The sequence below is a fragment of the Enterobacter sp. 2VL genome, assembly GCF_005503595.1.
GTDB classification, from domain to species: domain Bacteria; phylum Pseudomonadota; class Gammaproteobacteria; order Enterobacterales; family Enterobacteriaceae; genus Enterobacter; species Enterobacter cancerogenus.
Window position 1 is genome coordinate 1 of the sequence record NZ_SCNE01000006.1, and the last position, 26,680, is coordinate 26,680.

Consider the following 26,680-nt stretch of genomic DNA (forward strand, 5'->3'; position numbering starts at 1 on the left):
GCCGCCAGCGTTCAATCTGAGCCATGATCAAACTCTTCAATTTAAGTTTGATGCTCGTGAATTAAACTTCGTAATGAATTACGTATGTTCACTCAGAGACTTGGTATTCATTTTTCGTCTTGCGACGTTAAGAATCCATGTCACTTTGAGTGCCCACACAGATTGTCTGATAAATTGTTAAAGAGCAGTGCAACGCGGCTTTCGCTCACCGTTGCGAGGTCCCGTATAATACGTTTTCCTCATTCAGAGTCAAGCGTTTATTTTCGCTTTCCTCTGCCGGCGTTCATCGCTGAACCCCGCTAACCCGGCGGCCTGTAAGCCGTTGTTCCGTGTCAGTGGAGGCGCATTATAGGGAGTTATTCTGAAGTGACAAGAGGAAATTTAAAAAAAGTTTTCGACCGTGTTTTTTTTCACCAATAGCGGTGAATTCAAGCTACAAATTGTTCTATTTGATGTATCTGCAACCACATTCACACTTCAGATGGCATAATTACCGGCATGAATAATTAAGGAATAAGAACGATGCCCTTAAGCGCACAGCAGCTGGCAGCACAAAAAAACTTATCGTATGTGCTGGCTGAAAAGCTGGCTCAGCTGATCTTAGCGGGCAAATATGCCCCTGGCTGCATCCTGCCGGGTGAAATGGAGCTGGGCGAACAGTTTGGCGTAAGCCGAACCGCCGTTCGCGAAGCGGTGAAAACGTTAACCGCAAAAGGAATGGTTCTCCCCCGTCCGCGAATCGGCACGCGCGTTATGCCTCAGAGTAACTGGAACTTCCTCGATCAAGAGCTTCTGTCATGGTGGATGACGGAAGACAATTTCCACCAGGTCGTGGATCATTTTCTGGTGATGCGCAGCAGCCTTGAGCCTCAGGCCTGTTTTCTTGCCGCCACGCTCGGCACTGCGGAGCAAAAAGCGCAGCTCAATACCTTAATGGAAGAGATGGTCTTCCTTAAAAAGCACTTCAATCGCGAGCGCTGGGTAGAAGTCGATATGGCCTGGCATGAACATATTTACGCGATGAGCGCCAATCCGTTCCTGACCTCCTTTGCCTCATTATTCCACTCGGTGTACCACACCTACTTCACCTCGATTACCCAAAACGAAGTGGTGAAGCTCGATTTGCATCAGGCCATTGTCGATGCCATTCAGGATAGCGACGGGCCACGTGCCCTGAGCGCATGTCAGACGTTACTCGCCGCACCAGACCACCAGCAGGTAAATAAATGACAGAGAAAAAAGCGCGCAGTATGGCCGGGCTGCCGTGGATTGCAGCCATGGCGTTCTTTATGCAAGCGCTGGATGCCACCATCCTTAATACCGCGCTCCCCGCCATTGCGCAAAGCCTTAACCGCTCTCCGCTGGCGATGCAGTCTGCCATCATTAGCTATACCTTAACCGTCGCCATGCTGATCCCGGTCAGCGGATGGCTGGCCGATCGCTTCGGTACCCGTAAAGTGTTCATGCTGGCGGTAACGCTGTTCACGCTCGGCTCTCTGGCCTGCGCGCTCTCCACCTCATTGACGGAGCTGGTTATCTTTCGCGTCCTTCAGGGGATAGGCGGGGCGATGATGATGCCCGTGGCGCGTCTGGCATTGCTACGCGCCTATCCGCGCAGCGAACTGCTGCCGGTCCTTAACTTCGTGACCATGCCGGGGCTGGTCGGCCCCATCCTGGGTCCGGTACTCGGCGGTGTGCTTGTCACCTGGGCGAGCTGGCACTGGATCTTCCTGATTAACATTCCGATTGGCGTGGCCGGCCTGCTGTATGCCCGAAAATACATGCCGAACTTCACCACGCCACGGCGCAGCTTCGACATGGGTGGTTTTTTCCTGTTTGGCCTGAGCCTTGTACTGTTCTCAAGCGGAATGGAACTGTTTGGCGAGAAAATCGTCGCGACATGGCTGGCGCTGTCCGTCATCCTCAGCGGTATTCTGCTGTTCCTTCTTTATATACGTCATGCCCGTCGTCACCCGACGCCGCTGATCTCTCTGTCCCTCTTTAATACCCGCACCTTCTCGGTCGGCGTCGCAGGGAATATTGCCTCACGTCTGGGCACTGGATGCGTTCCGTTTTTAATGCCGCTGATGCTGCAGGTCGGTTTTGGCTACCCGGCGCTGATCGCCGGATGCATGATGGCTCCCACCGCGATGGGCTCGATTCTGGCGAAATCGACCGTCACGCAGGTGCTGCGCTGGTTTGGCTATCGTAAGACACTGGTTGGGGTGACGGTGTTTATCGGGCTGATGATTGCGCAGTTCTCGCTACAATCCGCCGCGCTGCCGGTCTGGATGCTGATCCTGCCGCTCTTTGTACTGGGAATGGCGATGTCGACGCAGTTCACCTCAATGAACACCATTACCCTTGCGGATCTGACTGACGAGAACGCGAGCAGCGGCAACAGCGTGCTGGCGGTGACCCAACAGCTGTCGATAAGCCTGGGGGTGGCCGTAAGTGCAGCCGTGCTGCGTTTTTATGAAGGCTTCGACGGCAGCAACACGGTGGAACAGTTCCACTATACCTTTATCACCATGGGCGCACTTACCGTCGTTTCGGCGCTGGTCTTTATGCTGCTAAAACCCAAAGATGGCCGCAACCTGATTAAAGAGCGCCACAAAACGAAGGCTAAACCGAACCGCGTTCCATCAGAACAGGAGTAAGCTGCAGGCGTTGCTGCTGCAGCGTGGGCTGCGCCATACGGTGGATTAAGACATCGATGGCCAGCTCGCCCAGCTCATCTTTTGGCTGATGAATCGTGGTCAGCGGCGGCGTCATGTAGCGCGCCAGTTCGATGTCATCATAGCCAACGATCGCCATATCGTCCGGCACGCGCAATCCTGCCTGATAAAGCGCCTGATAGGCACCAAACGCCATCGCATCGTTACCGATAAACACCGCCTGCGGGCGCTCCGCTTGAGTCAGCAGCGTTTGCATTGCCTCGAAGCCGCCATTAAATTCGAAATCACCGGTGATCCGGTAGCCATCGGGTATGGCAAGCCCCGCCCGCTCCATTGCCGCGAGATACCCTTCCAGACGCAAACGCGCCGGGGTTTTATCCAGCGGACCGGTGATGCAGGCGATACGGGTATAGCCTTTGTTGATCAGATGCTGAGTGGCCATATCGCCCCCGAGCAGGGAGTTATCCTGGATCAGATCGCTGGTGCCGTCGAACGGTGCCCAGTCCATCATCACCGTGGGAATGGACGGATAACGCTGGATAATCTCTTTCGACGGCTGGTGCGTCTCGGTGCACAGCAGCAGTAGCCCGTCGACGCGTTTTTGCATCAACGTCTCCAGGTTACGGTTCATGCGCTGCTCGTCGCCTTCGGTATTGCACAGCACCAGGCTGTAGCCGCGTTCGAAGCAGCTGCGTTCAACGCCGCGCACGAGTTCAGAATAGAAAGGGTTGGTACTGGCCGTGATCAGCATACCAATAGTGCGCGTCTGGTTGAGCTTGAGGCTGCGCGCCAGCGCCGAGGGCGCATAGTTGAGATCTTTTACCGCCGCTTCGACTTTTTCCCGAATCGCCTCGCTGACGAAGCGATCGTTATTAATAACGTGGGAGACGGTCGACGTAGAAACGCCCGCCATGCGGGCGACATCTTTCATTGTGGCCAAGCGTTACCCCTGCTGACTTAAGAATTCATCGATCTCTTTGCGCCATGGAACGGAAGGCTGAGCGCCTTTACGCGTTACCGCGATGGCCGCAGCAGCATGCGCAAAACGAATCGCGTCATCCATTTGCGTGCCTTCCAGCAGCGCCGTTACCAGCGCACCGTTGAAGGTGTCTCCCGCCGCGATGGTATCAATCGCTTTAACCTTAAAGCCCGGCACGCGGCGGCCTTCACCGTTTACGCTTGCCCACACGCCGCGGCTGCCAAGGGTGATAATGACGGTACCAATGCCTTTATCATGCAGCGCTTTTGCTGCGCGCGCCGCATCATCATCATTTTCAACGCGAATGCCGGTCAGCTTTTCCGCTTCCGTTTCGTTGGGGGTAATGATATCCACCAGCGTCAGCAGTTCGTCTGATAATACACGGGCAGGCGCAGGGTTGAGTACGACAGAGGTATGATTTTCATGCGCAATTTTAGCCGCAGCCATTACGCTTTCTACCGGCGATTCCAGCTGCATCAGCAGCGCGTCGGCACTGGCGATCCGCTCCTGCTGCGCGTCCACCCGCTCAGGGGTCAGCGCGGCGTTAGCCCCCGCATGAATACCGATAACATTCTCCCCTTCCGCGTTGACGAAAATCAGCGCCACGCCGGTGGATTCCCCTTCAACGACGCTCACCGGTGCAATATCGATGTTATCGCTTGCCAGCTGATGGCGTACGCGCTCGCCGGTGTCGTCATCGCCCGTGCAGGCAATAAAGGCGATATGCGCCCCGCTGCGTCCGGCGGCGACCGCCTGGTTTGCGCCTTTACCGCCGAACGCCACCTGGTACTGATTGCCGGTGACGGTTTCGCCCGGTGTCGGGAAAGATTCAAGGTTAAGAATGTGATCGGCATTGATACTGCCAAGGACGACGAGGTTGCCTGCGGTTTTCATGGTTGAGCTGTCCATCTGAGAGCGCCACCGGTGTGACCCGGTGGCGTATGCCACACTTTTCTTTTATTTGGTGTCCCTCAGGCAGCCAGCGACTGCCTGAATCGCCTTTTACTGCTTGATGACCAGCTTCAGGTCAACAGGATATTTGGCCTGAACTTTTTCGCCCTTCAGCACTTTATCAGCAGTCTGAACGCCAGTGGCGCCAATCTGCTCTGGCAGCTGAGCGATGGTCGCAGCCAGTTTGCCATCATTTACTGCTTTTTCACCATCCGGCGTGCCGTCAAATCCGACGACCATCACATCTGATTTACCTGCGGTCTGCAGCGCACGCAGCGCGCCCAGCGCCATTTCGTCGTTCTGAGCGAATACGGCCTGCACGTCAGGATGCGCGGTCAGCAGGTTCTGCATCACGTTCAGACCTTTCGTGCGGTCGAAGTCAGCAGGCTGGCTCGCCAGGACGTTAAATTTGTGCGCAGCGACGGCCTGCTGGAAGCCTTCGCCACGTTCACGCGCCGCAGACGTCCCCGCGATGCCCTGCAGTTCAATGACTTTCGCGCCATCACCGGCTTTCTTCGCGATGTAGTCACCGGCGATTTTACCGCCCAGCACGTTATCGGAAGCAATGTGGCTGACCACGTCACCTTTGGAAGCCTGACGGTCCAGAGTGATCACCGGAATGTTCGCCTGGTTAGCCATCTTCACGGCGTTGCCTACGGCGTCAGAATCGGTTGGGTTGATCAGCAGGATTTTGGTGCCACGCACGGTCAGGTCCTGAACGTTTGCCAGCTCTTTCGCCGGGTTGTTCTGTGAATCCAGCACCACCAGGTTGTAGCCCAGCTTGTCGGCTTCTTTCTGCGCGCCGTCCTTAAGAGAGACGAAGAACGGGTTATTCAGCGTGGAGATAACCAGCGCAATGGTGTCTTTCGCCATCGCGTTAGCACTTACGGTTGCGCTCAGCGCGACTGCAGAAACCAGGGTAGCCAGTTTTTTCATGTTCATATCTAAGATGTCCTGTAGTGTCGTCAGTTACTGTTTTTTGTTGTCTACCAGTACCGCCAGCAAAATCACCACTGCTTTGACGATCATCTGGTAATAGGAGGAAACACCTAATAAATTCAAACCATTATTCAGGAAACCGAGGATAAGCGCGCCGATCAATGTCCCAACAATGCGACCTTTCCCGCCCGCAAGGCTCGTTCCGCCCAGCACCACTGCCGCGATAGCATCCAGCTCATAACCCGTCCCCGCCGTCGGCTGAGCGGAAGAGAGGCGCGCCACTTCGATGATCCCCGCCAGAGAGGCCAGCAGGCCGCACAGGGAGTAGACGATAATTTTCACTTTATTGACGCTGATGCCGGACAGGCGCGTTGCCGCTTCGTTACCGCCCAGCGCATAGATATAACGGCCCAGGCGGGTGTGATGCAGCATGTACCACGCCGCCAGGAAAACGATGCCCATGATCCAGACCGGCGTCGGAATGCCCAGCGGGCGACCAATACCGAACCAGCCAAACAGATCGGCATTATCCGTAAAGCCGGTATTCACCGGGCTGCCGTTGGTGTAAACCATCGTTACGCCGCGCAGCAGCAGCATCATAACCAGCGTGGCGATAAATGCCTGAACGCGGCCTTTCGCCACGATCACACCGGTTACCGCGCCAATCGCCGCACCCGCAGCCAGTGCGGCAGCCACGGCCACCAGCGCGTTGACTTCAATCCCGACAATCGACGCGGCAATCGCCCCGGTGAGTGCCAGCAGGGAACCGACGGACAGGTCGATACCCGAGGTCAAAATCACCAGCGTCATCCCCACCGCCATGATGGCGTTTACGGAAGTCTGCTGAAGAATGTTGAACAGGTTATTAACGGTAAAAAAGTTCGGGCTCATGGTGGAGACAATGGCGATCAGCACCAGCAGGGCAATCAGCGATTTTTGTTCCAGCAGCCATGCCTTAGTGAAATAGCGGCGACCAGAAACGGCCTGGGTAGTCATCTTCTTACTCCTGATTCACGCGATTAAGCTTGCCCACAGCGGCAGCCATCAGAACTTCCTGGGTGGCCTGCTCGCGAGTGAATTCACCGCCGAGATGCCCTTCATGCATAACGATAATGCGATCGCTCATGCCTAAGACTTCTGGCATCTCGGAAGAGACCAGAATGATGCTCAGGCCGTCGGCTTTGAACTGGTTAATCAGCTGGTAGATCTCTTTCTTCGCGCCCACGTCTACGCCGCGGGTAGGCTCATCGAGGATCAGCACTTTCGGGCGCGTCATCAGCCCGCGGGCAATCGCCACCTTCTGCTGATTCCCGCCGGACAACAGGCCAATAGCCTGCTCCATCGACGGGGTTTTGACGTTAAACAGGCGGATAAAATCGCTCACCGCCTGCTGCTCATCTTTGTGTTTGAGGCTGCCACCGCTGTGGCTGAAATAGCGCAGCGCGGTCAGCGACATATTTTCTTTCACCGACATACCCAGCACTAAGCCGTCGCGCTTGCGGTCTTCGGAGATATAAACGATGCCGTTCGCCAGGCCATCCTGCGGAGAACGTGTCACCACTTCCCGCCCGTCGAGGGTTACGTAACCGCTGGTACGCGGCAGCGCGCCGTAGAGCACTTTCATCAGCTCGGTACGGCCCGCCCCCATCAGGCCCGCCACGCCCAGGATCTCGCCCTGACGCAGGGTAAAGGAGACGTCGTTCACGCCCGGCCCGCACAGGTTGTCTACCTTCAGGCGGATCTCACCCGGCAGTTTATCGAGATGCGGGTACTGATCTTCAAGCTTGCGGCCCACCATCATTTCGATCAGAGAATCTTCGGTCAGCGTGGCCACTTCCCGCTCGGCAATAAACTGTCCGTCGCGGAAGACGGTCACGTCATCGCAAATCTCGAAGATCTCTTTCATGCGGTGGGAGATATAAACAATGCCGCGCCCCTGCGATTTCAGCTCGCGGATGACGCGGAACAGGGAGTCGGTTTCGGTATCGGTCAGGGCGTCGGTGGGTTCATCCATAATGATGACCTTCGACTCAAAGCTGAGTACCTTGGCGATTTCCACCATCTGCTGATCGCCAATGGAGAGGTCGCCCACCTGGCGGTCGCTCTTAAAGCGCAGGTTCAGCTTCGCCAGCAGCTTGTCCGCCTCGGCATACATGGTTTTCCAGTCGATTTTGCCGAACCGGTTAACAAACTCGCGGCCAAGGAAGATGTTCTCCGCAATGGTCAGCTGCGGGATCAGGTTCAGTTCCTGGTGGATAATGCCGATGCCCGCCTCCTGAGAGGATTTCGGGCCGGTGAACGTGGTCTCTTTACCCAGCCAGACCAGCGAGCCGGCATCGCGTTGGTAGATACCAGTCAGCACTTTCATCATGGTGGATTTGCCGGCACCGTTCTCGCCCACCAGCGCCATCACGCGCCCGGGGTAAACGTTCAGTGCCGCACCGGAGAGGGCTTTTACGCCCGGGAACGATTTATCGATCCCTTTGAGTTGCAGTAATGCGTCCATGATGGCCTCAGAACGTGACGCCAGCACAGAGAATGATATTCGCATACGGGGAACATTCCCCGCTGCGAATCACCGCCTGACTGTCTGCGGTTTGTTGTTTGAACTGCTCGTGTGTTGTGTAACGAATTTCTATGGTGTTTCCCTGGTGCTGTTGCAGTTGCTCAAGGTGGCTGAGCAACGTTTCGTGGAGTTGCGGATTATGGTGTTTAATTTCCGTCGCGAGAATGGCCGTCTCAACCTGCATCTCCGACGTCACCACATCCAGTACCTGCATAAACGAGGGCACGCCCTGCGTTAACGCCATATCAATACGGGTAGTGCTGCGCGGAACCGGTAAGCCTGCATCGCAAACCACCAGCGTATCGGTATGCCCAAGACGGGAAATAACCGACGAGATTTCTGAGTTGAGTACAGCGCCTTTCTTCATTTTCTTGCTCCACTAGCGAAACGTTTCGCTCTCATGAGTTTAATCCGAAGTGTGCTCAGAAAACCATCATGAGGTAACAGAATTGTGATCGACGTCGAAACGTTTCGCTAAGTGAAATGCTGAAAGAAAAAAAGCCCGGCGGCGCTTCGCTAGCACAGGCCTACAGGTTTAGTAGGTCGGGTAAGCGAAGCGCCGCCGGGTATTGTTGTGAGGATTAAATCTCGACCTGGGTTCCCAGCTCAATCACGCGGTTAGGCGGGATCTCAAACTGGTCAGGCGCGCGCAGGGCGTTACGCTGAAGGATAAGGTACAGCTTGCCGCGCAGGCGCAGATACCACGGACGTTTGCCGATAATCAGCGACTCGTGCGACATAAAGAACGATGTCTCCATCATGCGGCAGCTCAGCCCTTCCAGACCGCAGCGGTGGAATACCTCTTCCACGTTCGGCGTTTCGCGCCAGCCGTAGCTGGCCACCACGCGCCAGAAGGTAGGCGACAGCTGCTCAATCTGCACACGACGCACGTTATGAACGTACGGTGCATCTTCGGTACGCAGCGTCAGCAGGATCACCCGCTCGTGCAGCACTTTGTTGTGCTTGAGGTTATGCATCAGCGCAAACGGGATGACGTTCAGCGCGCGCGACATATACACCGCCGTGCCCGGCACGCGCACCGGCGGGGATTTCTCCAGCGAGGCTATCATCGCTTCCAGAGAGTTACCGTGCTCATGCATACGACGCAGCAGGCGGAAGCGCTCGCTTTTCCACGTCGTCATCACGATAAACATCACCAGACCGAGCGTCAGCGGCAGCCAGCCGCCGGAAACGATCTTATCGAGGTTCGCCGAGAACAGCGGCACGTCGATACAGAGGAAGCCAATCAGGATCAGCGCCACAAGGAACTTGTTCCAGTGCCAGTTGCGGTACGCCACCGTGGTGGAGAGAATCGACGTCAGCACCATCGTCCCCGTTACGGCGATACCGTACGCCGCCGCCAGGTTGCTGGAGTGCTCGAAGCTGACGATAACAATCACCACCGCGAAGTAGAGCAGCCAGTTGATAAACGGAATGTAGATCTGCCCCGACTCCATTTCTGAGGTGTGGATAATGCGCATAGGGGAGAGATAGCCCAGGCGCACCGCCTGGCGGGTCAGGGAGAACACGCCAGAGATTACCGCCTGCGAGGCGATAACCGTCGCCAGGGTCGCGAGGATCAGCATCGGCACCAGCGCCCAGTCAGGGGCCAGCAGGAAGAACGGGTTTTTAATCGCTTCAGGATGTTCAAGCAGCAGCGCGCCCTGGCCGAAGTAGTTCAGCACCAGCGACGGCAGCACCACGGTGAACCACGCCACGCGGATAGGCAGTTTCCCAAAGTGGCCCATATCCGCATACAGCGCTTCCACGCCGGTAATAGAGAGCACCACAGCGCCCAGCGCAACGAAAGAGACGACCTTATATTCCATGAAGAAATGCACGGCCCACATCGGGTTCAGCGCGTGCAGAACGTCCGGGTTAGAGATTATGCTGCGTAAGCCCAGCGCGGCCAGAATCAGGAACCATGCCAGCATAATCGGCGCGAAGAGCTTGCCCACCAGCCCGGTACCGTGTTTTTGAATGGCGAAAAGCAGCGTCAGCACGATGATGGCAAGCGGAACGACCCATGAATCAAGCTGGGGAGCAACGATCTCCAGCCCTTCTATCGCTGACATCACCGAAATGGCGGGGGTAATCACGACCTCGCCATAAAAGAAGCTGCCGCCAATCAGGCCAATAATCACCAGTACCGACGTCATTCTGGGGGACGTGTTGCGCCCGGCAAGGGACATCAGGGTCAGAATACCGCCTTCACCCGCGTTATCTGCGCGCATAACGAAAGAGAGATACTTAACGGATACTACCAGGATCAGCAGCCAGAAGATGAGTGACAGGAAACCAAATACGGCTTCGCGCTCCACACCAAAACCAAACTGACCGGACAAACATTCACGAAGCGTATAGAGCGGGCTGGTGCCAATATCACCATAGACAACCCCGATCGCCGCAAGCGTTATTGCGGGTAATGATTGCTTTTTATCAGTGCTCATAGACTAGTCTTTTCGTTTATATAACAAATGTGTGCTTAGTCCCTTGGCCCACAAAAAGCGCACAGTATGCACGATTCATTGAAAAATCGTACCCCTAAATACAACCGCGTTAATGTAGCGCAAAGAAAATTGCGCCGCACTTCAGTCTATTACCAGCCATGACTGAAACGTCTATACTCGCTTCAATTAGCCACCACGACGGCGAAAGGATGCAAAACTATTATGGCTCACTCACATTTAATAGCAGAAAGAATTTCCCGCCTCAGCAGCGCGCTGGAAAAAGGCCTTTACGAGCGTAGCCACGCCATTCGTCTCTGTTTACTGGCCGCCCTGAGCGGGGAAAGCGTGTTTCTGCTTGGCCCACCGGGCATCGCCAAAAGCCTGATTGCCCGCCGGTTGAAATTTGCCTTTCAGAATGCCCGCGCGTTCGAATACCTGATGACCCGTTTTTCGACCCCGGAAGAGGTTTTTGGCCCCCTATCCATTCAGGCGCTGAAAGATGAAGGGCGCTATCAACGTCTGACGGAAGGTTATCTGCCGGAAGCCGAAATCGTGTTTCTCGATGAGATCTGGAAAGCCGGCCCGGCCATTCTGAACACCCTGCTGACCGCCATTAACGAACGCCGGTTCCGTAACGGGGCCAGCGAAGAGAAGATCCCGATGCGCCTGCTGGTGGCCGCGTCGAACGAACTTCCGGAAGCAGACAGCAGTCTGGAAGCGCTGTATGACCGCATGCTTATCCGCCTGTGGCTCGACAAGGTGCAGGACAAATCGAACTTCCGCTCCATGCTGGTGAGCCAGCAGGATGAAAATGAAAACCCGGTCGCGCCGGGGCTGCAGGTTTCCGACGAGGAGTATTACCAGTGGCAGGAAGATATCGGCAAAATCAAACTGCCTGACGCGGTGTTTGAGCTGATCTTCATGCTGCGCCAGCAGCTGGATTTGCTGCCCTCTGCGCCTTATGTCTCCGATCGCCGCTGGAAAAAGGCGATCCGCCTGCTGCAGGCCAGCGCGCTGTTCAGCGGACGCGATGCCGTGGCACCAATCGATCTGATCCTGCTGAAAGACTGCCTGTGGCACGATGCGGAAGGGATGAACCTGATGCAGCAGCAGCTTGAAATATTGATGACCGGACACGCCTGGGGACAGCAGGCCATGCTCACCCGGTTGGGCGCAATTACCCAGCGGCGCATCCAGCTTCAGCAGCAGCAAAGCGACAAAACGGCGCTGAAGGTGAACCGCGCAGGCGGCATGTTCGCGCGTAAACCGCACTACGAACTGCCGACCACGCTCACCGACACGACGATGACCCTGCTGCTTCAGCAGCCGCTTAAGCTCCACGATATGCAGGTGGTTCACGTTGCGATTGAGCGCGAGGCACTGTCGCAGTGGCTCGACAAAGGCGGCGAGATACGCGGCAAGCTCAACGGCATCGGGTTTGCGCAACCGCTTACGATGGAAGTGGATAGCAGCCAGCATCTGGTGATCCGCGATGTGAGCCTGCAAGGCTCGCGCCTTGCGCTACCGGGAACCGCTTCAGACAGCGTACCGGAAGAGATTAAGCAGCAGCTGGAGGCGCTGGATACCGAATGGCATCAGCAGCATACGCGCTTCAGCGAGCAGCAAAAGTGTCTCTTTATACATAGCGACTGGCTGGGCCGCATCGAAGCCAGCCTGCAGGACGTAAGCGAGCAGATCAAACAGGCGCGTCAATGCTAACGCTGGACACGCTCAACGTCATGCTGGCGGTCAGTGAGGAAGGGTTGATCGAAGAGGTGGTCATCACCCTGCTGGCAACGCCGCAGCTCGCAGCCTTCTTTGAAAAATTTCCCCGCCTTAAAAAGGCCATGACCGACGATCTGCCGCGCTGGCGCGACAACCTCCGGCAGCGTTTCAGGGAGACCGAAGTTCCGCCTGAGTTAACGGAGGAGGTCGCTGGCTATCAGCAGTGCCAGCGGCTCTCGACGCCGCAGTTTGTCGTCCAGCTTCCGCAAACCCTGGCCCTGCTCGACAAAGTGCATTCGCCGTTCGCCAGCCAGGCCCGGGCGCTGGTAATGGACAACGCCACCTTCACCCCGGCGCTGCATACCCTCTTTTTACAGCGCTGGCGGCTTAGCCTGGTGGTGCAAGCCACCACCCTCAACCAGCAGATGCTGGATGAAGAACGCGAACAGCTGCTCAGTGAAGTGCAGGAACGCATGACCCTGAGCGGTCAGCTTGAAGAGGTGCTGGTGGAGAATGAAAATTCCGCCGGGCGTCTGTGGGATATGAGCGCCGGGCAGCTCAGGCGCGGTGACTATCAGCTGATCGTGAAATACGGCGACTTTCTGGCGCAACAGCCGGAACTGATGAAACTCGCAGAACAGCTGGGCCGCTCGCGGGAGGCCAAATCCGTCCCAAAGAAAGATGCGCCGATGGAGACGTTTCGCACGCTGGTGCGTGAACCGGCGACCGTGCCGGAGCAGGTGGACGGGCTACAGCAAAGCGATGACATTTTACGCCTGTTGCCCACTGAGCTAAGCACGCTCGGGATGACCGAGCTGGAGTATGAGTTTTACCGGCGGCTGGTGGAGAAACAGCTCCTGACCTATCGGCTACATGGCGAAGCCTGGCGCGAAAAGATCAGCCAGCGTCCGGTGGTGCATCAGGATTTTGATGAGCAGCCGCGCGGGCCGTTTATTGTGTGCGTCGATACTTCGGGCTCTATGGGCGGATTCAACGAACAGTGCGCAAAAGCGTTCTGCCTGGCCCTGATGCGCGTGGCGCTCGCCGACCGACGTCGCTGCTTTATCATGCTTTTTTCCAGCGAAGTTGTCGGTTATGAACTGACAAACCAGCAGGGCCTTGAGCAGGCGATCCGCTTTTTAAGCCAGCGATTCCGCGGCGGCACCGATCTGGCGAGCTGTTTTCGCAGCATCGTCGAGCGTATGCAGGGCGGCGACTGGTACGACGCGGACGCCGTAGTCATTTCCGATTTTATTGCCCAGCGGCTGCCGGATGACGTGGTAAATAAGGTGAAGGAGTTACAGCGGGTGCATCAGCACCGGTTCCATGCCGTGGCGATGTCTGCACATGGAAAACCCGGCATCATGCGCATCTTCGATCATATCTGGCGCTTTGATACCGGGCTGCGTAGCCGCCTGCTGAGACGCTGGCGGCGCTAATTAAAGAAGAGAGCCGACGCTTTCACGTACCTGCTGCGGCCAGACGCCACACTGCACCTGACCGATATGGTCCAGCTGCAGCAACAGCATGGTCAGACGGGACAGGCCAATTCCGCCGCCGATAGTCTGCGGCATTTCACCGCGCAGCAACGCCTGGTGCCACTCCAGCTGCAGACGATCTTCATCTCCTGTGATAGCCAGCTGGCGCTTCAGCGCGTCGGCATCCACGCGGATCCCCATTGAAGATAGCTCAAACGCATCTTCCAGAACGGGGTTCCAGACCAGAATATCGCCGTTCAGACCGGCCAATCCACTCTCACCGGCGGTGCTCCAGTCGTCGTAATCCGGCGCACGAACGTCGTGACGCTTGCCGTCGGACAGCTTGCCGCCAATCCCGATCAGGAACACGGCACCCAGCTCTTTCGCGATGGCGCGTTCACGGCCTTTGGCATCCAGATCCGGGAAGCGGGCCAGCAGATCCTGGCTGTGAACAAAGTGGATCGTTTCCGGCAGGAACGGTGCCAGACCAAACTCTTTGCTTACTGCCGCTTCGGTGGCTTTGATCCCGGCGTAGATCGCTTCAACGGTCGATTTCAGCGTACCAACGTGGCGTTCGCCATCCCCCATTACGCGCTCCCAGTCCCACTGGTCAACGTAGACCGAGTGGATCGGCGTCAGGCGGTCTTCATCGGGGCGAAGGGCTTTCATGTGCGTGTACAGCCCTTCGCCCGCGCTGAAGTCGTGCTGCCCCAAGGTTTGACGCTTCCACTTCGCCAGGGAGTGGACCACTTCGAAGCGGGCGTCTGGCAGTGTTTTCACTTTTACCTGTACCGCTTTTTCGCATCCAGACAGGTTATCCTGCGTCCCGTCACCCACGCGGCTGAGGATCGGTGCCTGAACTTCAATCAGCCCAAGCTTATCTTCCAGCTGGCGTGAGAAATGGGATTTAACGAAACTGATCTGGCGTTGTTTTGCGATGTAAGCGGTTTTCATTATGTTTACTCCTGCGTCCTGTTGGTATTGATTAAGCAACAGAAAGGGCATCCAATACAATAACCCATCAACAAAAAGGCAGCTTCACTTTTGATTCATCAAAATATAACGCTAGAATAGAGTGATTCACTAATCATCATAAGAAAAAGCGATGGAAAATTATCAGATCGACAATCTGGACCGCGGCATCCTCGAGGCCTTAATGGCCAATGCCCGCACCGCGTACGCCGAGCTGGCGAAACAGTTTGGCGTCAGCCCGGGGACCATTCACGTTCGCGTAGAGAAAATGAAACAGGCCGGGATCATCACCGGCGCACGCATTGACGTAAACCCTAAACAACTCGGCTACGACGTCTGCTGCTTTATTGGCATTATTCTCAAAAGTGCGAAGGACTATCCCTCCGCGCTGGAAAAGCTCAACGCGCTGGATGAGGTGACCGAAGCCTACTACACCACCGGGCACTACAGCATTTTCATCAAGGTGATGTGCCGCTCTATCGATGCGCTCCAGCAGGTACTTATCAACAAGATCCAAACAATCGATGAAATTCAGTCCACCGAGACGCTGATCTCCCTGCAAAACCCGATCATGCGCACCATCCGCCCCTGATCGGGCAAATTCATTCCCACATTTTCCACAGGTAGATCCCAGCTCGTTCACAGCGTACAATGTCCGCCTCTTAATCTGAGCGAGCGATCAATGGCGGACATTACTCTTATCAGCGGCAGCACCCTTGGCGGTGCCGAATATGTTGCAGAGCATCTGGCTGAAAAGCTGGAAGACGTGGGGTTTTCCACGGAAACGCTCCACGGACCATTGCTTGACGACCTCCCGGCTGATGGGGTCTGGCTGCTGATCACCTCTACGCACGGTGCGGGCGATCTGCCGGATAACCTGCAACCTTTATATGACGACCTGCTGGAACAGCAGCCCGATCTCTCTCGCGTCCGTTTCGGTGCAATCGGGATCGGCAGCCGCGAATATGACACCTTCTGTGGCGCAATAGAGAAAGTCGAAGCCGCAGTGACCGCCTGCGGTGCAAAAAAGGTGGGCGAAACGCTCAAGATCAACATCCTCGATCATGACATTCCTGAGGATCCAGCCGAGATCTGGCTGGGTGACTGGAAAAATTTACTCAAAAACGATTAAAGATCGCGCAAACAGATGTGGATAACTCTGGTTAAAAGCTCGTATTAACCGGTAGTTATCCAAATAACAACCGCTGCTTCGTTTTTGAGCTGTGGATAAATACGCGATCTGATCCCAGCTTATACGGTCCAGGATCACCGATCATTCACAGCTAACGATCCTTCTTAAACGCATGATCTTCTTCGTGAGATCGGACTTATCCACAAAGGTCCGCGATCCTAATAAGAGATCACAATAGAACAGATCTCTAAATAAAAAGATCTTCTTTTTAATAGCCCAGGATCCCAATGCTTTCTCGAAAGACTAAAGTTGAGTAGAATCCACGGCCCGGGCTTCAATCCATTTTTCATACCGCTTTACGCGAGGCAGACCACCATGTTTTATCAGGATCCTTTCGACGTCATCATCATTGGCGGGGGTCACGCAGGCACTGAGGCTGCAATGGCCGCAGCGCGCATGGGTCAACAGACCCTGCTTTTGACACACAATATCGACACGCTGGGACAAATGTCCTGTAATCCGGCGATTGGCGGCATTGGGAAAGGACACCTGGTAAAAGAAGTGGATGCACTTGGCGGCCTGATGGCGAAAGCGATCGATCAGGCAGGCATCCAGTTTAGGATACTAAACGCAAGTAAAGGCCCGGCCGTTCGTGCCACCCGTGCACAGGCGGATCGCGTGCTTTACCGTCAGGCCGTACGCACCGCGCTCGAGAACCAGCCGAACCTGATGATCTTCCAGCAGGCGGTTGAAGATCTTATCGTTGAGAACGATCGCGTCGTGGGTGCCGTAACCCAGATGGGGCTGAAATTCCGCGCCAAAGCCGTCGTGCTGACCGTCGGGACATTCCTGGACGGCAAAATTCACATCGGTCTGGATAACTACAGCGGTGGCCGTGCTGGCGATCCGCCGTCGATCCCGCTGTCTCGCCGTCTGCGCGAGCTGCCGCTGCGCGTCAGCCGCCTTAAAACTGGCACACCGCCGCGTATTGACGCGCGCACTATCGATTTCAGCGTGCTGGCTCAGCAGCATGGCGATAACCCGATGCCGGTCTTCTCGTTTATGGGCAATGCGGCGCAACACCCGCAGCAGGTACCGTGCTACATCACGCATACCAATGAAAAAACCCATGACGTGATCCGTAATAACCTCGATCGCAGCCCAATGTACGCTGGCGTGATCGAAGGGATCGGCCCACGCTACTGCCCGTCGATCGAAGACAAGGTGATGCGCTTTGCCGATCGCAACCAGCACCAGATCTTCCTGGAGCCGGAAGGGCTGACCTCTAACGAAATTTACCCGAACGGCATCTCCACCAGCCTGCCGTTCGATGTCCAGATGCAAATTGTTCGCTCAATGCAGGGCATGGAGAACGCGAAAATCGTCCGCCCTGGCTACGCTATTGAGTACGATTTCTTCGACCCGCGTGACCTGAAGCCCACGCTGGAGAGCAAATTCATCCAGGGCCTGTTCTTCGCAGGTCAGATTAACGGCACCACCGGCTACGAAGAGGCTGCAGCACAGGGGCTGCTTGCGGGTCTGAACGCCGCGCGCTTCTCTGCTGAGAAAGAGGGCTGGGCGCCAGGCCGTTCTCAGGCTTATCTGGGTGTGCTGGTCGATGACCTGTGTACGCTGGGTACCAAAGAGCCGTACCGCATGTTTACCTCCCGTGCGGAATATCGCCTGATGCTGCGTGAAGATAATGCCGATCTGCGACTGACCGAGATGGGCCGCGAGCTGGGTCTGGTGGATGACGAACGCTGGGCGCGCTTCAACAAGAAGCTGGAACGCATCGAGCGTGAACGCCAGCGTCTGAAAACGACCTGGGTGAATCCGCAGGCAGAAACAGCTGCTGAAGTGAATACTCACTTAACTGCACCTCTCTCCCGTGAAGCCAGCGGGGAAGATCTGCTGCGTCGTCCTGAGATGACGTACGAAAGCCTGGTTAACCTGACGGCGTTTGCACCGGGTCTGGATGACGCCGAAGCGGCCGAGCAGGTCGAAATTCAGGTGAAATACGAAGGTTACATCGCGCGTCAGCAGGATGAGATCGAAAAACAGCAGCGTAACGAAAACACCCTGCTGCCGGAAATGCTGGACTATCGTCAGGTGACCGGCCTTTCCAACGAAGTAATCGCCAAACTGAACGATCATAAACCTGTGTCGATCGGCCAGGCATCCCGTATCTCCGGCGTCACGCCTGCGGCAATTTCAATTCTGCTGGTGTGGTTGAAAAAGCAGGGTATGCTGCGCCGCAGCGCGTAATAGCCAGAACATTGCCCGGTGGCGCTGCGCTTACCGGGCCTACTGAACCCATAGGGTGGGTAAGCGAAGCGCCACCCGCCACCTAAGTTTTCCAACAGGTATTCACCGTGCTCAATAAACTCTCTCGTCTGCTGGATGAAGCAGGTATTTCGCTCACCGATCACCAGAAAAATCAGCTGGTGGCCTATGTCGATATGCTGAACAAATGGAACAAAGCGTACAACCTGACGTCCGTACGCGATCCCAACGAGATGCTGATTCGCCATATCCTCGACAGCATTGTTGTGGCCCCGTATCTGAAGGGCGAGCGCTTTATCGATGTGGGAACGGGACCGGGCCTGCCGGGGATCCCGCTGTCCATTGTCCGTCCTGAAAGCCATTTCACGCTGCTGGACAGCCTGGGTAAGCGTATTCGCTTCTTACGCCAGGTTCAGCATGAACTGAAGCTTGAGAACATTACGCCCGTGCAGAGCAGGGTAGAGGCGTTTCCGGCAGAACCGCCGTTTGACGGCGTCATTAGCCGCGCCTTTGCTTCGTTGAACGATATGGTGAGCTGGTGCAAGCATCTGCCTGCCGTCGAGGGCCGTTTTTATGCCCTGAAGGGGCTGGTGCCCGAGGACGAAATTGAACAGCTGCCGGAAGGATTTGCTGTGGAATCAATCGAAAAACTCCGCGTTCCTCATCTCGACGGGGAGCGTCACCTGGTGATTATTGCACCAAATAAAGTTTAAAAATTTAATTAATATTGTGGAATTTGTGCTGTTCTGGTTGTGTTAAAAACGAGCACGTCGAAGACGATTTAAGCGGTGCTAATTTAACCATGTTGTTACTAAGGATTTTCTTACGCTTAACTTTCCCCCTGTGGTTCAGTCAGAAAATAGTCAACACTGAAAATATCAGCCTGCTAAAAGTAGGCTGAGGCAACCAGAATGCGATGTTAAATTTTTATTAAGAATGTCAATAAAAGGTTTTTGTTGTATATGGGGTTGTTTTGGAAAAAGTTGCGATATTTTATCTTTAATTTCATAAGGATGACATAAAGCGATTTACTGCTTTGATAAAAACCCCCTTATCGCAAATGTGTATTTTGTGATCGCGTGCACGCTTTATCACCAACGTTTTCGCGCGGTTTGCAGTTTTGTCCGAAGGTCGATGCTTTCATCAAAAGTTAAAAAATAGCGGTGGGGAAAAATATTTAAACATTTATTCACCATTTCGCTACTTAATGTTTGAAATCACGGGTGCGCACCGTATAATTTGACCGCTTTTTGATGCTTGACTCTGAGCCTTAAAGGACGTTTTATACGACACGCGGCATACCTCGAAGGGAGCAGGAGTAAAAACGTGATGTCAGTGTCGCTCTTGAGTAGAAACGTTGCTCGTAAGCTTCTGTTCATTCAGTTTCTGGCTGTGATAGCAAGTGGACTGCTGTTTAGCCTCAAAGACCCCTTCTGGGGCATCTCCGCTGTATGCGGGGGATTGGCAGTGGTACTGCCAAACATGCTGTTTATGATTTTTGCCTGGCGTCATCAGGCGCATACACCCGCAAAAGGCCGTGTGGCCTGGTCCTTCGCTCTCGGCGAAGTGTGCAAGGTGTTGCTGACCTTCGCTCTGTTGGTGATGGCGCTGGCGGTTTTAAAAGTGGTTTTCATGCCGCTGATAGCAACGTGGGTTTTGGTGCTGGTGGTACAAGTTCTGGCTCCAGCTGTAATCAATAACAAAGGGTAAAAGGCATCATGGCTTCAGAAAATATGACGCCGCAGGATTACATAGGACACCATCTGAATAACCTTCAGCTGGACCTGCGTACATTCTCGCTGGTGGATCCACATAACCCCCCGGCCACCTTCTGGACGATCAACATCGATTCCATGTTCTTCTCGGTGGTGTTGGGTCTTCTGTTCCTGGCCATGTTCCGCGGTGTTGCTAAACGAGCGACCAGCGGTGTTCCAGGGAAATTCCAGACGTTCGTCGAAATGATCATCGGCTTTGTCCATGGTAGCGTCAAAGACATGTACCACGGCAAGAGCAAGCTGATTGCTCCGCTGGCACTGACGGTCTTTGTCTGGGTCTTCCTGATGAACCTGATGGACCTTCTGCCTATCGATTTCCTGCCGTGGATCGGCGAGCACGTTCTCGGTCTGCCTGCTCTGCGTGTGGTGCCGTCTGCTGACGTGAACATCACCCTGTCGATGGCACTGGGCGTATTCATCCTGATTCTTTTCTACAGCATCAAAATGAAAGGCGTAAGCGGCTTTGTGAAAGAGCTTACCTTGCAGCCGTTCAACCACTGGGCGTTTATTCCGGTCAACCTGATCCTGGAAGGCGTTAGCCTGCTGTCCAAACCTGTTTCACTGGGTCTGCGACTGTTCGGCAACATGTATGCGGGTGAGCTGATTTTCATTCTGATCGCGGGTCTTCTGCCGTGGTGGTCACAGTGGATTCTTAATGTGCCATGGGCCATTTTCCACATCCTGATCATTACGCTGCAAGCCTTTATCTTCATGGTTCTGACGATCGTCTATCTGTCGATGGCGTCTGAAGAGCACTGATTTTTTACCAACACTACTACGTTTTAATTGAAACAAACTGGAGACTGTCATGGAAAACCTGAATATGGATCTGCTGTACATGGCTGCCGCTGTGATGATGGGTCTGGCGGCTATCGGTGCTGCGATCGGTATCGGCATCCTCGGGGGTAAATTCCTGGAAGGCGCAGCGCGTCAACCGGATCTGATTCCTCTGCTGCGTACTCAGTTCTTTATCGTTATGGGTCTGGTGGATGCAATCCCAATGATCGCTGTAGGTCTGGGTCTGTACGTGATGTTTGCTGTCGCGTAGTAGTTGATTTAAAACCCAAAGCCACAGAAATTTAAGAGGTATTGTGCTGTGAACATGAACGCAACAATCCTCGGCCAGGCCATCGCGTTTATTCTCTTTGTCTGGTTCTGCATGAAGTATGTATGGCCGCCTTTAATGGCTGCCATCGAAAAACGTCAGAAAGAAATTGCTGACGGTCTGGCTTCCGCAGAACGCGCTAAGAAAGATTTGGACCTTGCACAGGCCAACGCGACAGACCAGCTGAAAAAAGCGAAAGCTGAAGCTCAGGTAATCATTGAACAGGCCAACAAGCGCCGTGCTCAGATCCTGGACGAAGCCAAAGCTGAAGCAGAACAGGAACGTACTAAGATCGTGACACAGGCTCAGGCTGAAATTGAAGCTGAGCGTAAACGTGCTCGTGAAGAACTGCGTAAGCAGGTTGCGATTCTGGCTGTTGCTGGCGCCGAGAAGATCATCGAACGTTCCGTGGATGAAGCTGCTAACAGCGACATCGTGGACAAACTTGTCGCTGAACTGTAAGGAGGGAGGGGCTGATGTCTGAATTTGTTACGGTAGCTCGCCCCTACGCCAAAGCAGCTTTTGACTTTGCTGTCGAACACCAAAATGTCGATCGCTGGCAGGATATGCTGGCGTTTGCCGCTGAGGTAACGAAAAACGAACAAATGGCTGAGTTGCTGTCCGGTGCATTAGCGCCTGATACTCTCGCCGCGTCGTTTATCGCCGTGTGCGGAGAGCAACTGGATGCCAACGGCCAGAACCTGATTAAGGTCATGGCAGAAAATGGTCGTCTCCGTGTGCTCCCGGATGTTCTCGAGCAGTTTGAGCACTTACGTGCGCTCAGTGAAGCCACTGCCGAAGTTGAAGTCACTTCTGCCACGGAACTGAGTGAAGAACAGCTTGCGAAAATCACCGCCGCGATGGAAAAACGTCTGTCACGCAAAGTTAAGCTGAATTGCAAAATCGATAAGTCTGTAATGGCAGGCGTAATCATCCGCTCGGGTGATATGGTCATTGATGGTAGCGTACGCGGCCGTCTTGAACGCCTTGCAGACGTCTTGCAGTCTTAAGGGGACTGGAGCATGCAACTGAATTCCACCGAAATCAGCGAACTGATCAAGCAGCGCATTGCTCAGTTCAATGTTGTGAGCGAAGCTCATAACGAAGGTACTATTGTTTCTGTAAGTGACGGTGTTATCCGCATCCACGGCCTGGCCGATTGTATGCAGGGTGAGATGATTTCCCTGCCGGGTAACCGTTACGCTATCGCACTGAACCTGGAGCGCGACTCCGTAGGTGCTGTAGTTATGGGTCCATACGCTGACCTCGCCGAAGGCATGAAGGTTAAGTGTACTGGCCGTATCCTGGAAGTGCCGGTTGGCCGTGGCCTGCTGGGCCGCGTGGTGAACACCCTGGGTGCACCAATCGACGGTAAAGGTCCGGTTGAGCACGATGGCTTCTCCCCAATCGAAGTTATCGCACCGGGCGTTATCGACCGTCAGTCCGTTGATCAGCCAGTACAGACTGGCTATAAGTCCGTTGATGCCATGATCCCAATCGGTCGTGGTCAGCGTGAACTGATCATCGGCGACCGTCAGACCGGTAAAACCGCGATGGCTATCGACGCCATCATCAACCAGCGTGACTCCGGCATCAAATGCGTGTACGTGGCTATCGGCCAGAAAGCGTCCACCATTTCTAACGTGGTTCGTAAACTGGAAGAGCACGGCGCACTGTCTAACACCATCGTTGTTGTAGCGACCGCGTCTGAATCAGCTGCACTGCAATACCTGGCACCTTACGCCGGTTGCGCAATGGGCGAATACTTCCGTGACCGCGGTGAAGATGCACTGATCGTATACGATGACCTGTCTAAACAGGCTGTTGCTTATCGTCAGGTTTCCCTGCTGCTCCGTCGTCCACCTGGACGTGAAGCATTCCCGGGCGACGTATTCTACCTCCACTCTCGTCTGCTGGAGCGTGCTTCCCGCGTTAACGCGGAATACGTCGAGAACTTCACCAAAGGTGAAGTGAAGGGTAAAACGGGCTCTCTGACCGCACTGCCGATCATTGAAACCCAGGCGGGTGACGTTTCTGCGTTCGTTCCGACCAACGTAATCTCCATTACCGATGGTCAGATCTTCCTGGAAACCAACCTGTTTAACTCCGGTATTCGTCCGGCAGTTAACCCAGGTATCTCGGTATCCCGTGTTGGTGGTGCTGCTCAGACCAAGATCATCAAGAAACTGTCCGGTGGTATCCGTACCGCGCTGGCACAGTATCGTGAACTGGCTGCGTTCTCTCAGTTCGCATCCGATCTGGACGAAGCAACCCGTAAACAGCTGAGCCACGGTCAGAAAGTGACCGAGCTGCTGAAGCAGAAACAGTACGCACCGATGTCTGTTGCTCAGCAGGGTCTGGTACTGTTCGCGGCTGAACGCGGTTACCTCGAAGATGTGGAACTGGCGAAAATCGGTAGCTTCGAAGCCGCTCTGCTGGCTTACGTCGACCGTGATCACGCTCCGCTGATGCAAGAGATCAACCAGTCCGGTGGCTATAACGATGAAATCGAAGGCAAGCTGAAAGCTATCCTCGATTCCTTCAAAGCAACCCAGTCCTGGTAATCGTCCGGCGGCTTGTCTCACGACAAGCCGCCAGGCATTGAGGAGAAGCTCATGGCCGGCGCAAAAGAGATACGTAGTAAGATCGCAAGCGTCCAGAACACGCAGAAGATCACTAAAGCGATGGAGATGGTCGCCGCTTCCAAAATGCGTAAATCGCAGGATCGCATGGCGGCCAGCCGTCCTTATGCAGATACCATGCGCAAAGTGATTGGTCACCTTGCAAACGGTAATCTGGAATATAAGCACCCTTACCTGGAAGAACGCGACGTTAAGCGCGTGGGCTACCTGGTGGTGTCGACCGACCGTGGTCTGTGTGGCGGCTTGAACATTAACCTGTTCAAAAAACTGCTGGCGGATATGAAAGTCTGGTCCGATAAAGGCGTTCAGTGCGATATCGCAATGATCGGCTCTAAGGGCGTTTCTTTCTTTAACTCCGTTGGTGGCAACATTGTCGCTCAGGTGACCGGTATGGGTGATAACCCGTCCCTGTCTGAACTGATCGGTCCGGTTAAAGTGATGTTGCAGGCCTACGATGAAGGCCGTCTGGACAGACTGTACGTTGTCAGCAACAAATTTATTAACACCATGTCTCAGGTTCCAACGCTCACTCAGATGCTGCCATTACCGGCATCAGACGATACCGAGCTGAAGCAAAAAGCCTGGGATTACCTGTATGAACCCGATCCGAAACCGCTGCTGGATACCTTGCTGCGTCGTTACGTTGAATCACAGGTTTATCAGGGCGTAGTAGAAAACCTGGCCAGCGAGCAGGCCGCACGTATGGTGGCGATGAAAGCCGCGACCGACAATGGCGGCAGCCTGATTAAAGAGCTGCAGTTGGTATACAACAAAGCTCGTCAGGCCAGCATTACTCAGGAACTCACCGAGATCGTCGGTGGTGCATCCGCGGTATAACCAGGTTAATTCGTAGAGGATTCAAGATGGCTACTGGAAAAATTGTCCAGGTAATCGGCGCCGTGGTTGACGTCGAATTCCCTCAGGATGCCGTACCGCGCGTGTACGATGCTCTTGAGGTACAGAATGGTAACGAGAGCCTGGTGCTGGAAGTTCAGCAGCAGCTCGGCGGCGGTATCGTACGTACTATCGCCATGGGTTCTTCCGACGGTCTGCGTCGTGGTCTGGAAGTAAAAGACCTTGAGCACCCGATCGAAGTCCCGGTAGGTAAAGCAACACTGGGTCGTATCATGAACGTATTGGGTCAACCAATCGACATGAAAGGCGACATCGGTGAAGAAGATCGTTGGGCTATCCACCGCGCAGCACCTTCCTACGAAGAGCTGTCCAGCTCTCAGGAACTGCTGGAAACCGGCATCAAAGTTATCGACCTGATGTGTCCGTTCGCGAAGGGCGGTAAAGTCGGTCTGTTCGGTGGTGCGGGTGTAGGTAAAACCGTAAACATGATGGAGCTGATCCGTAACATCGCGATCGAGCACTCCGGTTATTCCGTGTTTGCGGGCGTGGGTGAACGTACTCGTGAGGGTAACGACTTCTACCACGAAATGACCGACTCCAACGTTCTGGATAAAGTATCCCTGGTGTACGGCCAGATGAACGAGCCACCAGGAAACCGTCTGCGCGTTGCGCTGACCGGCCTGACTATGGCTGAGAAGTTCCGTGACGAAGGTCGTGACGTACTGCTGTTCGTTGATAACATCTACCGTTACACCCTGGCCGGTACCGAAGTATCTGCACTGCTGGGTCGTATGCCTTCAGCGGTAGGTTATCAGCCTACGCTGGCGGAAGAGATGGGTGTTCTTCAGGAACGTATCACCTCAACCAAAACCGGTTCTATCACCTCCGTTCAGGCGGTATACGTACCTGCGGATGACTTAACTGACCCATCACCAGCCACCACCTTTGCGCACTTAGATGCAACCGTGGTACTGAGCCGTCAGATCGCGTCTCTGGGTATCTACCCAGCCGTTGACCCGCTGGACTCCACCAGCCGTCAGCTGGATCCACTGGTTGTTGGTCAGGAACACTACGACACCGCGCGTGGCGTACAGTCCCTGCTGCAGCGTTACCAGGAACTGAAAGACATCATCGCCATCCTCGGTATGGATGAGCTGTCTGAAGAAGATAAACTGGTTGTAGCACGTGCGCGTAAGATCCAGCGCTTCCTGTCCCAGCCGTTCTTCGTTGCGGAAGTATTCACCGGTTCTCCAGGTAAATACGTATCCCTGAAAGACACCATCCGTGGCTTTAAAGGCATCATGGAAGGCGAATACGATCACCTGCCGGAGCAGGCGTTCTACATGGTTGGTTCCATCGACGAAGCCGTGGAAAAAGCCAAAAAACTTTAACGCCTTAATCGGAGGGTGATATGGCAATGACTTACCACCTGGACGTCGTCAGCGCAGAGCAACAAATGTTCTCTGGTCTGGTCGAAAAAATCCAGGTAACGGGTAGTGAAGGTGAACTGGGTATTTTCCCGGGTCACGCACCGCTGCTCACCGCCATTAAGCCTGGTATGATCCGCATCGTTAAACAGTTCGGTCACGAAGAGTTTATCTATCTGTCCGGCGGCATTCTCGAAGTGCAGCCTGGCAGTGTGACCGTTCTGGCCGATACCGCTATTCGTGGCCAGGATCTCGACGAAGCACGAGCCCTGGAATCGAAGCGTAAGGCTGAAGAGCACATTAGCAGCTCTCATGGTGACGTGGATTACGCTCAGGCGTCTGCGGAGCTGGCCAAAGCGATCGCCAAACTGCGCGTTATCGAGTTGACCAAAAAAGCGATGTAACACCGGCTTGAAAAGCACAAAAGCCAGTCTGGCAACCAGACTGGCTTTTTTTATGCCTTCGTTTCAGAAAAAGCGAAACTGAAAAGGTGTTTTATTATTTTGTGATTTACATCACAAAAAAGTTGATCGGTTAAAAATTGAGGCGTAGACTTCTTTTTTGTGAAGTGTGTCACAAAATAAACCTTAATAAATCAGGATGCCATCATGAAACTGATCAACAAAATCATCCCCCTTTTCAGCAACATGAACGTTTCTTTCGGTACGTTCAACCACTAATCCGCTGAATGCCGAGTGGCGCCATGCTTACCGTTGTGTGATA

The 26,680-nt window shown here is 54.6% G+C and carries 25 protein-coding genes; 17 read left to right on the plus strand and 8 right to left on the minus strand.

Translation table 11 applies throughout. The features are described 5' to 3' along the window. Positions 1–522 precede the first annotated feature (522 nt). Positions 523–1,230, plus strand: coding sequence for a FadR/GntR family transcriptional regulator (locus FFS28_RS14825; protein WP_058610890.1), 708 nt, complete (start codon positions 523–525; stop codon positions 1,228–1,230). Next, positions 1,227–2,660 (plus strand): multidrug transporter subunit MdtD, encoded by a 1,434-nt coding sequence (gene mdtD / locus FFS28_RS14830; RefSeq protein WP_006177537.1) that lies wholly within the window; start codon positions 1,227–1,229, stop codon positions 2,658–2,660. The genes FFS28_RS14825 and mdtD overlap by 4 nt, the downstream gene beginning before the upstream one ends. Here the strand turns inward: mdtD and rbsR are convergent. From rbsR to kup, 7 genes are all read right to left on the minus strand, one after another. Beyond that, positions 2,626–3,618: a ribose operon transcriptional repressor RbsR gene (gene rbsR / locus FFS28_RS14835; RefSeq protein WP_137849931.1), complete on the minus strand. Its 993-nt coding sequence runs from the start codon at positions 3,616–3,618 to the stop codon at positions 2,626–2,628. The two genes, mdtD and rbsR, sit on opposite strands and share 35 nt — an antisense overlap. A gap of 3 nt (positions 3,619–3,621) precedes the next feature. Then, positions 3,622–4,551 (minus strand): ribokinase, encoded by a 930-nt coding sequence (gene rbsK, locus FFS28_RS14840; protein ID WP_137903481.1) that lies wholly within the window; start codon positions 4,549–4,551, stop codon positions 3,622–3,624. A gap of 108 nt (positions 4,552–4,659) precedes the next feature. Continuing rightward, positions 4,660–5,550: a ribose ABC transporter substrate-binding protein RbsB gene (rbsB, locus tag FFS28_RS14845; RefSeq protein WP_006177540.1), complete on the minus strand. Its 891-nt coding sequence runs from the start codon at positions 5,548–5,550 to the stop codon at positions 4,660–4,662. A 27-nt stretch (positions 5,551–5,577) separates the two neighbouring features. Continuing rightward, on the minus strand, positions 5,578–6,543 hold the full coding sequence (gene rbsC, locus FFS28_RS14850; RefSeq protein WP_006177541.1) for a ribose ABC transporter permease: 966 nt from the start codon (positions 6,541–6,543) through the stop codon (positions 5,578–5,580). Between the two features lie 4 nt (positions 6,544–6,547). Next, on the minus strand, positions 6,548–8,053 hold the full coding sequence (gene rbsA, locus FFS28_RS14855) for a ribose ABC transporter ATP-binding protein RbsA (protein WP_088208917.1): 1,506 nt from the start codon (positions 8,051–8,053) through the stop codon (positions 6,548–6,550). 7 nt (positions 8,054–8,060) lie between these two features. Next, entirely contained in the window at positions 8,061–8,480 is a 420-nt protein-coding gene (gene rbsD / locus FFS28_RS14860) for a D-ribose pyranase (protein ID WP_006177543.1), read from the minus strand. A 214-nt stretch (positions 8,481–8,694) separates the two neighbouring features. Further along, on the minus strand, positions 8,695–10,563 hold the full coding sequence (kup, locus tag FFS28_RS14865) for a low affinity potassium transporter Kup (RefSeq protein WP_088208918.1): 1,869 nt from the start codon (positions 10,561–10,563) through the stop codon (positions 8,695–8,697). Between the two features lie 222 nt (positions 10,564–10,785). Between kup and ravA the strand changes: the two genes are divergently transcribed. After that, positions 10,786–12,282 (plus strand): ATPase RavA, encoded by a 1,497-nt coding sequence (ravA, locus tag FFS28_RS14870; protein WP_137849932.1) that lies wholly within the window; start codon positions 10,786–10,788, stop codon positions 12,280–12,282. Further along, positions 12,276–13,727: an ATPase RavA stimulator ViaA gene (viaA, locus tag FFS28_RS14875; RefSeq protein ID WP_006177546.1), complete on the plus strand. Its 1,452-nt coding sequence runs from the start codon at positions 12,276–12,278 to the stop codon at positions 13,725–13,727. The genes ravA and viaA overlap by 7 nt, the downstream gene beginning before the upstream one ends. Here viaA and asnA read toward each other — a convergent pair whose 3' ends face one another. Continuing rightward, positions 13,728–14,720, minus strand: coding sequence for an aspartate--ammonia ligase (gene asnA / locus FFS28_RS14880; protein WP_137849933.1), 993 nt, complete (start codon positions 14,718–14,720; stop codon positions 13,728–13,730). A 151-nt stretch (positions 14,721–14,871) separates the two neighbouring features. Between asnA and asnC the strand changes: the two genes are divergently transcribed. The 13 genes from asnC to FFS28_RS14945 all read left to right on the plus strand — a co-directional run bounded on the left by asnC (position 14,872) and on the right by FFS28_RS14945 (position 26,361). Continuing rightward, the gene (gene asnC / locus FFS28_RS14885; RefSeq protein ID WP_006177548.1) at positions 14,872–15,330 is read left to right on the plus strand and encodes a transcriptional regulator AsnC; all 459 of its coding nucleotides are present in this window, start codon (positions 14,872–14,874) and stop codon (positions 15,328–15,330) included. Between the two features lie 90 nt (positions 15,331–15,420). Then, positions 15,421–15,870, plus strand: coding sequence for an FMN-binding protein MioC (mioC, locus tag FFS28_RS14890; RefSeq protein ID WP_137849934.1), 450 nt, complete (start codon positions 15,421–15,423; stop codon positions 15,868–15,870). A 375-nt stretch (positions 15,871–16,245) separates the two neighbouring features. Continuing rightward, entirely contained in the window at positions 16,246–18,135 is a 1,890-nt protein-coding gene (gene mnmG, locus FFS28_RS14895) for a tRNA uridine-5-carboxymethylaminomethyl(34) synthesis enzyme MnmG (protein ID WP_137849935.1), read from the plus strand. Between the two features lie 107 nt (positions 18,136–18,242). Next, the gene (gene rsmG, locus FFS28_RS14900; protein WP_058610888.1) at positions 18,243–18,866 is read left to right on the plus strand and encodes a 16S rRNA (guanine(527)-N(7))-methyltransferase RsmG; all 624 of its coding nucleotides are present in this window, start codon (positions 18,243–18,245) and stop codon (positions 18,864–18,866) included. 616 nt (positions 18,867–19,482) lie between these two features. Then, positions 19,483–19,863 carry a F0F1 ATP synthase subunit I gene (atpI, locus tag FFS28_RS14905; protein ID WP_006177553.1) on the plus strand — a complete coding sequence of 127 codons (381 nt, stop codon included), beginning with the start codon at positions 19,483–19,485 and terminating at the stop codon, positions 19,861–19,863. An 8-nt stretch (positions 19,864–19,871) separates the two neighbouring features. Continuing rightward, a complete protein-coding gene (gene atpB / locus FFS28_RS14910) occupies positions 19,872–20,687 on the plus strand; it encodes a F0F1 ATP synthase subunit A (RefSeq protein ID WP_006177554.1) in 816 nt (271 codons plus the stop codon). Positions 20,688–20,736: 49 nt separating this feature from the next. Beyond that, positions 20,737–20,976 carry a F0F1 ATP synthase subunit C gene (gene atpE / locus FFS28_RS14915; RefSeq protein WP_000429386.1) on the plus strand — a complete coding sequence of 80 codons (240 nt, stop codon included), beginning with the start codon at positions 20,737–20,739 and terminating at the stop codon, positions 20,974–20,976. Positions 20,977–21,024: 48 nt separating this feature from the next. Continuing rightward, complete coding sequence (gene atpF, locus FFS28_RS14920) at positions 21,025–21,495, plus strand: F0F1 ATP synthase subunit B (protein ID WP_042321232.1); 471 nt, start codon at positions 21,025–21,027, stop codon at positions 21,493–21,495. 14 nt (positions 21,496–21,509) lie between these two features. Further along, a complete protein-coding gene (atpH, locus tag FFS28_RS14925) occupies positions 21,510–22,043 on the plus strand; it encodes a F0F1 ATP synthase subunit delta (protein WP_006177556.1) in 534 nt (177 codons plus the stop codon). Positions 22,044–22,055: 12 nt separating this feature from the next. Continuing rightward, positions 22,056–23,597: a F0F1 ATP synthase subunit alpha gene (gene atpA, locus FFS28_RS14930; RefSeq protein ID WP_006177557.1), complete on the plus strand. Its 1,542-nt coding sequence runs from the start codon at positions 22,056–22,058 to the stop codon at positions 23,595–23,597. A 51-nt stretch (positions 23,598–23,648) separates the two neighbouring features. After that, positions 23,649–24,512: a F0F1 ATP synthase subunit gamma gene (gene atpG, locus FFS28_RS14935; RefSeq protein ID WP_042321234.1), complete on the plus strand. Its 864-nt coding sequence runs from the start codon at positions 23,649–23,651 to the stop codon at positions 24,510–24,512. Positions 24,513–24,538: 26 nt separating this feature from the next. Further along, complete coding sequence (atpD, locus tag FFS28_RS14940; protein ID WP_137849936.1) at positions 24,539–25,921, plus strand: F0F1 ATP synthase subunit beta; 1,383 nt, start codon at positions 24,539–24,541, stop codon at positions 25,919–25,921. A 20-nt stretch (positions 25,922–25,941) separates the two neighbouring features. Further along, complete coding sequence (locus FFS28_RS14945) at positions 25,942–26,361, plus strand: F0F1 ATP synthase subunit epsilon (RefSeq protein ID WP_006177560.1); 420 nt, start codon at positions 25,942–25,944, stop codon at positions 26,359–26,361. The last annotated feature ends 319 nt before the right edge of the window (positions 26,362–26,680 follow it).